Annotated in this window: 10 protein-coding genes and 1 pseudogene; 6 read left to right on the top strand and 5 right to left on the bottom strand. The window is 72.5% G+C overall.

The annotated features are described in order from the left end of the window. Positions 1-59 precede the first annotated feature (59 nt). The 3 genes from ACZ6TV_RS12235 to ACZ6TV_RS12225 all read left to right on the top strand — a co-directional run bounded on the left by ACZ6TV_RS12235 (position 60) and on the right by ACZ6TV_RS12225 (position 2,979). Positions 60-995: an NUDIX domain-containing protein gene (locus ACZ6TV_RS12235; protein WP_465297207.1), complete on the top strand. Its 936-nt coding sequence runs from the start codon at positions 60-62 to the stop codon at positions 993-995. Positions 996-1,000: 5 nt separating this feature from the next. Continuing rightward, complete coding sequence (locus ACZ6TV_RS12230) at positions 1,001-1,729, top strand: NUDIX hydrolase (RefSeq protein WP_465297206.1); 729 nt, start codon at positions 1,001-1,003, stop codon at positions 1,727-1,729. A 290-nt stretch (positions 1,730-2,019) separates the two neighbouring features. Further along, the gene (locus ACZ6TV_RS12225; RefSeq protein WP_465297343.1) at positions 2,020-2,979 is read left to right on the top strand and encodes a CDP-alcohol phosphatidyltransferase family protein; all 960 of its coding nucleotides are present in this window, start codon (positions 2,020-2,022) and stop codon (positions 2,977-2,979) included. 292 nt (positions 2,980-3,271) lie between these two features. On the opposite strand, the gene ACZ6TV_RS12220 is transcribed toward ACZ6TV_RS12225, so the two are convergent. The 3 genes from ACZ6TV_RS12220 to ACZ6TV_RS12210 all read right to left on the bottom strand — a co-directional run bounded on the left by ACZ6TV_RS12220 (position 3,272) and on the right by ACZ6TV_RS12210 (position 6,947). After that, positions 3,272-4,525, bottom strand: a complete 1,254-nt coding sequence (locus tag ACZ6TV_RS12220) for a phosphatidylserine decarboxylase (RefSeq protein ID WP_465297205.1) — start codon at positions 4,523-4,525, stop codon at positions 3,272-3,274. 71 nt (positions 4,526-4,596) lie between these two features. Further along, a complete protein-coding gene (locus ACZ6TV_RS12215; RefSeq protein ID WP_465297204.1) occupies positions 4,597-4,839 on the bottom strand; it encodes a hypothetical protein in 243 nt (80 codons plus the stop codon). Beyond that, positions 4,836-6,947: a PspC domain-containing protein gene (locus tag ACZ6TV_RS12210; RefSeq protein ID WP_465297203.1), complete on the bottom strand. Its 2,112-nt coding sequence runs from the start codon at positions 6,945-6,947 to the stop codon at positions 4,836-4,838. The genes ACZ6TV_RS12215 and ACZ6TV_RS12210 overlap by 4 nt, the downstream gene beginning before the upstream one ends. 161 nt (positions 6,948-7,108) lie before the next feature. On the opposite strand from ACZ6TV_RS12210, the gene ACZ6TV_RS12205 reads away from it, so the two are divergent. From ACZ6TV_RS12205 to ACZ6TV_RS12195, 3 genes are all read left to right on the top strand, one after another. Further along, positions 7,109-8,335, top strand: a complete 1,227-nt coding sequence (locus tag ACZ6TV_RS12205; RefSeq protein ID WP_465297202.1) for an ATP-binding protein — start codon at positions 7,109-7,111, stop codon at positions 8,333-8,335. Continuing rightward, positions 8,335-8,988, top strand: a complete 654-nt coding sequence (locus ACZ6TV_RS12200) for a response regulator (RefSeq protein WP_465297201.1) — start codon at positions 8,335-8,337, stop codon at positions 8,986-8,988. The genes ACZ6TV_RS12205 and ACZ6TV_RS12200 overlap by 1 nt, the downstream gene beginning before the upstream one ends. A gap of 132 nt (positions 8,989-9,120) precedes the next feature. Next, positions 9,121-10,224 (top strand): thioester domain-containing protein, encoded by a 1,104-nt coding sequence (locus ACZ6TV_RS12195; protein ID WP_465297200.1) that lies wholly within the window; start codon positions 9,121-9,123, stop codon positions 10,222-10,224. 28 nt (positions 10,225-10,252) lie between these two features. Here ACZ6TV_RS12195 and ACZ6TV_RS12190 read toward each other — a convergent pair whose 3' ends face one another. Then, the gene (locus ACZ6TV_RS12190) at positions 10,253-10,969 is read right to left on the bottom strand and encodes a PIG-L deacetylase family protein (protein ID WP_465297199.1); all 717 of its coding nucleotides are present in this window, start codon (positions 10,967-10,969) and stop codon (positions 10,253-10,255) included. Between the two features lie 67 nt (positions 10,970-11,036). Beyond that, positions 11,037-11,336, bottom strand: a pseudogene (locus tag ACZ6TV_RS12185) (chorismate mutase); the annotation flags it as partial. Positions 11,337-11,365 lie beyond the last annotated feature (29 nt).

Here is an 11,365-nt window from a genome sequence, read left to right as displayed (position 1 = left end):
CCCGTTTCACGGGTCTGTCGCCCTTGCGACTGGCTTGAAATGCCGGACAATTTATCTCCGTGACTCCAGCGTTACAGCCGCTCCGACGCATCGCGGCCTACTGCGTCATCGCCGACTCCGACGAGTTCCTGCTGGTCCGGGCGTCGGCGAAGTCCGGCACGCCTGGAGTCTGGTCGCTGCCCGGCGGTGCCGTCGACCACGGTGAGCAGCCCGTGGACACCGTCGTGCGGGAGACCGCCGCCGAGACCGGCCTGTCCGTGGCCGTGTCCCGGCTGCGCGACGTCCTCGCCGACATGCGGGCACTGCCCGACCGCGGCGTCACGATCCACACCGACCGCCTCATCTACGAGGTCACGGTGCGGGGCGGCGCGCTGCGCGACCGGGTGGGCCAGCCGACCGACCTGGCCCGCTGGGTCACCCGCGAGGAGGCGGAGCAGCTGCCGCTGCGCCGCTTCACCGCCGACGCGCTCGGCCTGCGCGAGGCCGCCGTCGACCTGCGCCCCGACGGCGTGCCCGAGGTGCCGTCCTTCTACGCGGTGCCCGGCCCCGACGGGCTGCACCGCGCCCAGCGGTTCGCGGCCTACGCCGTGTGCACCGACCGGCGCAGCCGTGTCCTGCTGACCCGGATCTCCGACGGGTATCCGGGTGGCGGCTCCTGGCACCTCCCCGGCGGCGGGACCGACTTCGGCGAGCAGCCGGGCGTCGCGCTGATCCGCGAGCTGGTCGAGGAGACCGGCCAGGAGGGCCGGATCGTCGAGCTGCTCGGTGTCGCCTCGCACCGGGACGCGGCCCAGCTCGGGCCGGAGGGGTATCCGATCGACTGGCACGGTGTCCGCGCGTTCTACCGCGTCCACGTGGCCCGCTCCAGCCGTCCCGTGATCCACGACGTCGGCGGGTCGACCGCGGAGGCCCGCTGGTTCGACCCCGAGGACCTCGACGAACTGCAGCTGACGGAGGTCACCGAGGAGGCACTGCGGGGGGCGGGCCTACGCTGAGCGCCATGAGCGCATCCCGGGTGATCACTGTGTACGGCCGCCGGCCCGGAGGCACCGACGACGTCGGAGGACCGATCCGGCACGGCGAGAGCCCCACGACCGCGATGGTCCGGCACTTCGTCGAGCAGGCCGACCTGTCCATCGTCGTGCTGTCGGTGCTCGACGTCCACGCGATCATCACTCCCGAGCTGCACGAGGACCGGGTGGTCTTCGAGGTCGCCGAGGCGGTCGGCGCGGCCGTCGGCGACTTCACCGAGCGCGCCGACCCCAACGGGCTGCCGACCGGGCAGCGCTTCGCCGCGTACGGGTTCGTCACCGACCCCGCCGACCGTGTCCTGCTCACCCAGATCTCCTCTGGTTACCCCGGCGCGGGCAGATGGCACCTGCCGGGTGGTGGCACCGACCCCGGCGAGCAGCCCGGCGAGGCCCTGCTGCGCGAGCTGGTCGAGGAGACCGCCCAGCACGGCGAGATCACCGAGCTGCTCGGCGTCACCCATCGGCGTAATCCGGGTGCGATCGGCCCGGAGGGGTATCCGATCAACTGGCACGCCGTCCGGGCGCTCTACCGCGTCCTGGTGCCGTCGCCGACGCCACCGAGAGTGACCGAGGCCGCCGGCGGGTCCACCGCGGCCGCCGCCTGGTTCGACCGGGCGGAGCTGCCCGGGCTTCAGGTCACCGAGGTCGTGCAGTGGGCCGCCTCACTTCCGCGACGAGGCAGTGATCGTGGTCGTTAAGATAAATTACAGGTGAATTTGGGGCTACGCTGAGTAGTCCGAGGTCAGTCCTGGAAGAGCATGTTTCTAGGCGGGTTCCTATCTGAGCCATCGCCAAGCGCGACACGATATGCGATGGTGTAGATCGCGAGGCAGTCTCGCGAAGACGGACACAGTGGGGCAAACGGCCCCGGAATGCGACCGTAGGAACCCCGTTCCTGCATGGAGGATCAGTGCCGAGCACACCTTGGCAGCGACGACGCACCACGGACAGTCCGCGCCCCGGGGGCAGCAGACAGTGGGCAGGACGCCTGCGGCGCAGCGGTTCGCTAGCCCGCCAGGTGCTCTTCGCCGGGCGGGTCGGTCGCCGCGGTGACGGCAACGTCGCCGGTGCCACCTCACTGCTCATGCCGCCGCCCACCGAGACCGAGGCCCGCCAGGGCAGGGTTCGGCTGCCACGCCTGCGTATGCGCCGTCGTGACGGACTGTCACGTGACGTGGTGTCGGTCGTCCCGGTCAGCCCCGCCGTCCCGCCGCTCGCCGCGGGTCCGGACGACGGCCCGGGCCTGAGCATCCCGCTGCTGCCCGGCGAGCGCACCGTCGCCCGGCGCATCCGCTTCGCCCTCGTCAACGCCTGCACCATCAGCAGCCTTGTGCTGGGCCTGTGCGCGATCTTCGTCGCCGTCAACCACGGCGACGTCCGCATCGCGGCCGCCCTGCTGATCGCCTGCGTCGTCTTCGACGGCATGGACGGCTTCCTGGCCCGCCGGCTCGGCGTCGCCAGCCCGTTCGGCGCGCAGATGGACTCCCTGGCGGACATGTGCTCCTTCGGCCTGGCCGCGCCGGTCGTCGTCTATTCGTGGCTCAACGACTCGGCCCCGGCCGCCGTCCTGATGCCCGCCTGTGCCCTCGTGGCCGCCTGCGCCGCGATCCGCCTGGCCCGCTTCAACGTCTCCCCGAAGGACGGCCGCTTCTTCTGCGGCGTGCCGACCACGATGTGCGCGGCGGTGCTGGCCCTCGCCACGCTCATCGCCCCGGAGATGCCCCCGGTCCTGCGTGTCGCCGGCGTGGCGCTGCTCGGCCTGGCGATGGTGTCCAGCTTCCCGTATGCCAAGCTCGCCCGCCTGGCGAAGCTGCCGCCGTGGCTCTTCGCCCTGCCGGTGATCGGCGCTCTGGTCGACTTCCGGCTGACGTTCGTCGCGGTGGTCATGGCGTACCTGGTGAGCGGCCCGGTCCTGTGGCTCCGCCAGCGCCGCCACGTGACGGCCTGACGCACTTCGCACCACCAGCGCCCCGCCTTCCGGTGTCCCCGGACGCGGGGCGCTTCCGTGTGCGCCTCTCACGCCCCCGCCGCGACGGCGCCCGGACCGCGTCCCGGGGAGTGCGGTCGTCGCGCCGTGTCGGAGATGGAGCTGGCCGAAACGGCTGGTGCGACGGCGTCCGGACCGCGTCCGGGGAGCGCGGTCGCGGTGCCGCGTCCGTCGGTGGCATCGCCGGAACGGCCGAAGGACGGATCCGGTGACCGGATCCGTCCTTCGACGAGGTGCGCGACGAGCTGGTGGGTCAGAGCCAGGTCGCGATGACCGTCGAGCCACCGACGACGCGGTCGCCCGGGGCCACGGCCGGGGCGGCCTTGTCGGCCGGGAGGTAGACGTCGGTGCGGGAGCCGAAGCGGATCAGGCCGAAGCGCTCGCCCTTGGCCAGCAGCGAGCCGACCGGCGCGCGCTGCACGATGCGGCGGGCGATCAGGCCGGTGCGCTGCACGACCGCGACGGGACCGTGAGCGGTCTCCAGCAGCGTGTACGCCGCGACGTTGTGCTCCGCCTCCGGCTTCATCGCGGCCGCGTAGCCACCGTCCTCGACGAAGTAGTCGACGACCTTGCCGGCGACGGGGGCGCGGTTGACGTGGACGTCGAGGACGGACAGGAAGACCGCGATGCGCAGGAACTCCATGTCGCCGAAGCGCTTGTCGTGCAGGCGCTCGACGCCGAGGACCTTGCCGTCGCTGGCGGCGACCACGGCGCTCGCGTCGTCGGGCACGTCGCGCTGCGGGTCGCGGAAGAAGGCGGCGACGGGGGCCGCGGCCAGGGCGGGGACCAGCCAAAGCTTCGACTTCGGGCGGGCGGCCTTGGCGATGGCGGCGAGGCCGAGCGCGATGCCGGCGGCAGCGACACCGTTGGAGTCGATGTGCATGCCCCGGGTCAGGGGGACGCTGGAGGGGCGCAGCGCCGGCAGCAGGTTGTGCGCCGCGGCGTGGTGGGCCGGGGTGTGCCGCAGGCGGTGCACCCGCACGGGCGGCACGTTGCGCAGCACGAGGTCGCTGCCCACCCCGTACAGCGCGGCCTGGCGCTCCACCTCGTCGGCGGCGCCGCTCGGCAGGCGGGTCGCCGGGACGACGACGGTGAGGACACCGCCGGAGGTGACCAGCTTGGTCAGGTCGGCGAGGACGGCCCGCGCCTCGTCGGCGCCGCCCGCGAGGGGCTCGGCCAGGATCACGACGTCGGCCGGCTCGGCCTCGGCGAGGGACTCGACGACCCGGGTCCGGTCGGTGACCCAGCGGCCCTGCCGCTCGACGTGCTCGCGCAGCGCCGCGGCCGCGCCGGTCGAACCGGACACGACGGTCAGCCGGTCGTCGGGCAGCAGCGCGTCGATCGCGGCGGCCAGGGTGGCGGAGCCGGCCGCGGCGCCGACCAGGAGGCCGGTCTTGGGTCCGCCGTGACGGGCGAGCTCGGAGGCGAGGACCCGGGCGGCGCGGTCACCGATCTGGATCGGGCGGCGGGAGACGCCGGACGCGCCGCCAACGGGAAACTGGGTCATGTCTGAAGGGCTCCTCAAAATGAGATCGGGCCGGCGGGAGACGTTCCCCGCCGGCCCAGCATATTCCGTGTCTAGTCGATGTCGTCCGAGTCGGGCGCGGGCGGCCCCGAGGACGTCGGCGCCGAGGTCGGGGACTTGTCGGAGCGCAGGGCGCCGAGCAGGCCCAGCAGGCCGAAGACGATCAGGCCGACGGCGACGATCCAGCCTGCGTTGAGGTTGACGTCCACCGCCTGGTTGAAGAGCCAGACGACCACGATGCCGAGGAAGATCAGGCCGAACGTGAGGGAGAGGCCATCGGTGCGGTGCGGCTTCACCGGGTCACCTCCAGGTTGCCGTAACGAAGGTCGAGGTCGAGGTTCAGCTTGCCGCCGCCCGCGCCGTCGGCGCCGAGGTCGGTGAACTGGTTGGTCTGGTTGAACCCACCGCACTCGCGGCCGAGGATGCGGCAGTCGCCGCCCTCGACCCGGACCTGGATCGTGACGTCCACGTTCGGCGGCAGGATGATCTCGATGTTGCCGCCGTACCGGACGCTGAACCTGATGTCGACGTCCTCACCGGTGAAGTCGACCCGGCTGAGGTCGGCGTGGACGTTGCCGAAGTCGGTGCGGTAGCTCCCGTCCAGCTCGTTGACGCTCACCGGGTTGATGTTGATGTTGTCGTAGTCGTTCGCGCGGCCGCCCTCGACCGTCGACGCGGCCGAGATGGCGAGGGCGAGGCTCAGGACGACCCCCAGCAGGATCATGAGCCGGGCCCGGCCGAACCACGCGCCGACCACCAGGCCGATCCCGACGATCGCGAGCGGCACCGCGAAGAACGTGCTGACCAGGAAGTTGGCGACGGTCACCTCGAGCGCGGCGAGCACGCCCAGGGCCAGGCAGATCAGCGAGAAGATCACCCGTCCGAGGCGCGACTTCGGCCGGGGCGGCTTCGGCGGTTTCGGCGGCTTCGGGGCGAGTCCCGGATACGGCGTGCCGGGCCCGCCGGTCTGGTAGCCGAGCGTCGCCGCGTAGGGGCTCTGCCCGCCGAAGGGACCATGCGGTGCGAACGGCGGCCGGTACCCGGTCGGCGGCATGGGCGGCAGCGGCGGCACCGGCGGGGGCGGCGGCACGACCGGTCGCGCGGCGGGGGCGAACGCCGGCTGCGTCGCGGCCGGCTGGTGCCGCAGCCACGCCGGGTGCACCTGCGGCGCCCCGGTCTTCGGTTCGCTGCCGCCGCCGGTGTACGACGGTGCGGCCGCGGTCTGGAACGGCGGCACCGACGGCGGGAACGGTGCCGTGGGGGCCGGCTGCGGCACGAACGGGCCGGGCGGCGGGCCGGGCCGCTCGCCGAACGGGCCGCCCGGCTGGTCCGGCTGCGGGCCGGCCGGCAGGTTGCCCTGCCCGCGGACGAGCAGCGCGACCACGCCGATGACCACGGCCAGCCCGACCGCGGCGGCGCCGACGTTGCGCGACATCACCAGCAGGAACGCCAGCACCGCGCCGACGCCGATCACGATCGCGACGGGCGCCGACGTCGTCGACCGGCCCCGGCCGAGGAGCGCCTCCAGCGGGGAGCCCGTGTCGCCCTCGGCGGGCAGCAGGAGCCAGCCCAGCAGGTACGCGACGATGCTGACCCCGCCGGCGAGCGTCAGCACGGCGAAGATGACCCGCCAGAGCGTCGGGTCGGTGTTCGTCGCCCGCCCGATCGCGGCGCAGACGCCGGCGACGTACCGGCCCTGCTGCGGCCGCACGAGGTTGCTCCGGTTGAACCCGCTGCCGAACGGCGGCACCCCTCCGGCCGCCGTGCCGAACGGGCCCGGTCCTCCTGGTCCTCCCGGCCCACCGGGGCCGTTCGCTCCCGAACCACCCGGCGGCGGTCCGAACGGTCCGCCGCCCGAGGGGGCACCGGGCGGCGGCCCGGCCGGACCGGCACCGGCGGGTGCGGCCGGCGGCAGGTCACCGTACGGAGCGCCAGCGGATGGCGGTACATCAGCGGCCGCCGGAGCCTCGAAGACGTCCGTGGCGTCAGGGGCGGGCGGCACGGACACCGGCTCGTCCCGCTCCACCTTGGTCAGATCGAACCTCGGCCCGGCGGGGACCGTCGGCGCCTCCGCGGCCAGATCGCGCGTGTCGGCGGGCGGCGCACTGGCCGGCGCGCCGCTCACCGGTGCCGCGCTGACGGGCACGCCACTGACCGGCGAGTCGTCGGCCGGCGCGCCGCTCACGGGGGAGGGGTCGGCCTCGCCGGCGGGGGCGGCGCTGACCGGGGCGGCACTCACGGGGGAGGCGCTCACCTGGTCGGACCGGTCGGCGTCGGCGTCGGACCCGTCGCCGGGGAGGTAGTCGGCCGCGTAGCTGGGCGCCGCGCGTACACCATCCGGCTCTTGATCTTCTGCGGTTGCTTTTGCGGCCGCCGGCTCGTCGGCGGCAGGCGGGTTCGTCATACCACCGATCGTCGCCGACGGGAGGTCCTGCCCGCCTCAGGCATAGACCCTGACACCACCCTGATTTGCCGGTTCCGGGGTCGCTCGGAGTGGTCCGGGCCGCTGCCGACGTGTGACGATCTGATGGAACGCATTCCCCAGCGCCGACCGAGACGAGCCTCATGACCAGCCCAGCGCCGATCCGCCGCCTCTACCGCGAGCCCGCAGACCGGGTCGTCGCGGGGGTCGCCGCGGGCATCGCCGAGCATCTGGGCGCCTCCGTGGTGCTGGTGCGGGTGGCGTTCGTGGTGCTCGCCGCGTTCAACGGGCTCGGCGCGCTGCTCTACGCCGCGTTCTGGGCGGTGCTGCCGATGCCGCCGCACGTGCGGTCCGGCCGGCGCAACGTCAACCAGCTCTTCTCGTTCCTCGCGCTCGGCGTCGGCATGATCCTGCTGGTCCTCATGGCGGGACCCAGCGACGGCATCCAGGCGGTGATCGGCTGGCTCGCCGCGGTCATCGCGCTCGGCGCCGGCATCATCTGGCACCAGGCCGACCCGAAGCGCCGCGAGCGCTGGTCGGCGACCGTCCCCGGGATGCCGTGGCTCGGCGCCGTCATGGACAACAACCGCAAGTCCTACCTCGTGCGGTTCATCGGCGGCGGCCTGCTCGTCGTCGTCGGCATCATCGGCACGTTCGTCGTGGGGGTGCCGCTCGCCGGCGCGACGCTCGCCTCGATCGGCTACGGGCTCGGCTTCGCGGCGGTCGCCCTCGCCGGGGTCGGCCTCGCCCTCGCCCCGCTGCTCTACCGCATGTTCACCCAGCTCAGCACCGAGCGCGAGGCGCGGGTGCGGGAGCAGGAGCGGGCCGAGCTCGCCGCGATGGTGCACGACCAGGTGCTGCACACCCTGGCGCTGATCCAGCGCAACGCCGGCGACGTCAAGGAGGTCCAGCGCCTCGCCCGCGGGCAGGAGCGGACCCTGCGAAACTGGCTGTACAAGCCGACGGCGTCGCCGACGGAGAAGTTCAGCGCCGCCCTGGAGGAGGCTTCGGCCGAGGTCGAGGACACGTTCGCGATCGCGGTCGAGACCGTCGTCGTCGGTGACGTCGACGTCGACGAGCGGGTCGCGGCGATCGTCGCCGCCGCCCGGGAGGCCCTCGTCAACGCCGCGAAGCACGCCAAGGTCGAGACCGTCTCGCTGTACGCGGAGGTCGAGCCCGACTGCGTGAGCGTCTTCGTCCGCGACCGCGGCGTCGGCTTCGAGCTCACCGCCGTCGAGGACGACCGGCACGGCGTCCGCGGCTCGATCCTCGCCCGCATGCGGCGGCACGGGGGCAAGGCGGAGATCCGCAGCACACCGGGCGACGGCACCGAGGTGCGGTTGAGCCTGCCCATCGATACGGAGAAGTGATGACTGACGAGACCCAGCGCCTGCGGGTGTTCCTGGTCGACGACCACGCCATGTTCCGGGCGGGCGTCCGTGCCGAGCTCGGCGTGCACGTCGACGTGATCGGCGAGGCGAGCGGGGTCGCCGAGGCGGTGCAGAAGATCACCGTGCTGGAGCCCGACGTCGTGCTGCTCGACGTGCACATGCCCGACGGCGGCGGCCGCGCGGTCCTCGACGCGATGCGCCGGGCCCGGCCGCAGGTGAAGTTCCTGGCGCTGTCGGTCTCCGACGCCGCCGAGGACGTCATCGGGCTGATCCGCGCCGGGGCCCGGGGATATGTCACCAAGACCATCTCGCCGGACGAGCTCGCCGGTGCGATCCGCCGGGTCGCCGAGGGCGACGCCGTGTTCAGCCCGCGCCTGGCCGGGTTCGTGCTCGACGCGTTCGCCGCGCGCCCCGACGCGCCCGTCGCCGACCCGGAGCTCGACCAGCTCACCAACCGCGAGCGCGAGGTGCTGCGGCTGCTGGCGCGCGGGTATGCGTACAAGGAGATCGCGAAGGAGCTGTACATCTCCATCAAGACCGTCGAGACCCATGTATCGAATGTCTTGCGCAAGCTGCAGATGTCCAACCGCTACGAGCTGTCACGGTGGGCAGCGGATCGCCGCTTGGTTTGATTTTTTTCTCGGTATATACGGACAAACCGGTGTGACTGGTGTGACTGGTGTGACTCCAGAGGTGACAGGAGGCCCCTCGGACCGCTAGAAACGAGCGTCCCCCTGATTCTCGTCAAAGGTGGTCCAGTCACCGTGTCACACCGTTCCCGTCTGGCCGGTCTGGCCGCAGCGGTGCTCGTCGGGGGTGTCGTCGCCCTCAGCGGAGCCGGCGCCGCCCACGCCGAGTCCGTCACCGGCACCCAGGTCTACCTCGATGACCCGAAGAGCGCCGTCAAGGTCATCAACTCGAAGGACACCAAGGGCAACCCGAACGGCAACGAGACCGGCGCCCCGCGCCTCGGCCTCAAGGTCGCCGGCGCGTCCGAGCCAGTCCTGGCGTATTGCATCGACTTCGCGCGCGACATCACGCACACCGCCTACGTCGAGGCCGCCTGGACCGCGAACGAGAACTCGTCGCCCACGCCGGCCGAGCTCGGCCAGGTCCAGTGGGTGCTGACGCACGCCTACCCGACGGTGGGCGCCGAGGCGCTCCTCGCCGCCGCGAAGGGCACCAAGCCGGCCGGCATCAGCGCCGAGCTGCTCAACAAGCTCGTCTACGCCGGCACGCAGAGCGCCGTGTGGAGCATCACCGACCCGGACCTGTTCGCGCTCCGGGCGACCAACGACGGCTTCAACACCGGGACCACCGCTGAGCAGTACGCGGTGATCGTCGCGGTCAGCGAGTACCTCGTGAAGGCCTCGAAGAACCCGGCCGCCGACCCGCAGCCGAAGCTCGAGATCAACCCGAACACCCTGTCCGGCGAGGCCGGCAAGAAGATCGGGCCGTTCACCGTCGTGTCCGGCGGTGGCACCGCCACCCTCACGGCGACCGGCGGCAAGCTCGTCGACGCCGACGGCAAGGACGTCACCGAGCTGCCCAACGGCGGCAAGTTCTGGGTCGTCGCGGAGGCCGCGGGCACCGTCTCGATCCAGGCCAAGGGCAGTGGCTCCGTGCCGATCGGCCGGATGTTCGTCACGTCCAAGGACCCGAACAAGACCCAGAAGCTGATCATCGCCGGCGTCGCCGGCACGAAGCTCGAGGCGTCGGCCACGGTCACCGTGACCCCGCCCGTGCCGCACCTGCCGGTCACCGGCGTGAAGCTCACCGGCGCGATCACCGCGGGTGTGCTGCTCGTCGCCGGCGGCGTGGCCCTGCTGCTGGTGGTCCGCCGCCGCCGGGTCCGCTTCACCGCCTAGTTCTCGAAACGGGGGCGTTCTCGGTCGTTCACGCTGTGTGGAACACCGAGAACGCCTCCGCGAGTCTGTCCGGGGTCCCTGACGTGGCCTGGAGCCGCGCCCGGAGCATCCCGTCGAGGTCGTCCAGGTGGGACGTCTGCGACACATGGGCCCGCAGAGCTTTGAGTTTCCGCTCGTACGTGTCGGTCACGTCGACCAGATGATCGGGGTCCGGTCCGCCGGAGTACCAGATCTCGCGGACCGTCCAGGCCGGCAGGCCGAGATCCTCGAACGTGAACGGGTTGCGCGCGTCCGGATAGACCGCGCAGGTCGTCGCCTCCCCGGCCGCCAGATGATCGGGATGGCTCGGCCCGGCGATCCGGTCCCAGCGCCGCAACGGCGAATTGGTCAGCACCCGGTCGGGCCGGAAGCGCCGGATGGCGGCGGTGATGTCACGCCGCAGCTCGATCGACGGCGTGAGGACGCCGTCGCGGTATCCGTCGAGGAACTCGACGTGGCTCACGCCCACGACCGCGGCCGCCGCGCGCTGCTCCGCCTCCCGCAGAGCCGGCATCCGGTCCCGCGGGGTGTCGTCGAAGCCGCCGGCGTCGCCGCGCGTCACCAGCAGATATCCCACCTCGAGCCCGGCTTCGACCCAGCCGGCGACGGTGCCGCCGGCGCCGAAGTCGACGTCGTCAGGGTGGGCGAACACGCACAGGACGCGCTGGACGTCCTGTAGCGGCGTGGCTGATCTCGGGAAGCTCATGCTCCCTGTCTACAGGGTTCTTCGTTGCAGGCCGCTTTTGCAGGGGCCTGTCCGCTTGCAGGCCGCTTTACAGGGGGCCGCGGCCCGCGCGGAGGATCAGCAGGGCGAGCTGGGTGCCGTCGGCGCCGAGCTCCGCGGAGAAACGCTCCAGGATCTCCCGCTCCCGGGACAGCACCAGGCGGGTGCCACCGGCGGCGACACGGGTCGCGCCGACCTCGCGGGAGATCGCGGCCCGCTCCTTCCAGAGCGCGACCAGCGCCGCGTCGATCTCGTCGATCCGGTTGCGCAGGCCGGCGATGTGCTCGTCGGCGGCGGGCTGCTGTTCCATGGTGATGGCGGCCATTCTCTCGTCCTTGTCAGCTTTGGCTCTGGTGCCCCGCCCCGGGAACGCGAACG

The sequence above is a fragment of the Dactylosporangium sp. NPDC051087 genome (genome assembly GCF_055586325.1).
This window is presented reverse-complemented; position numbering and strand designations above follow the sequence as displayed.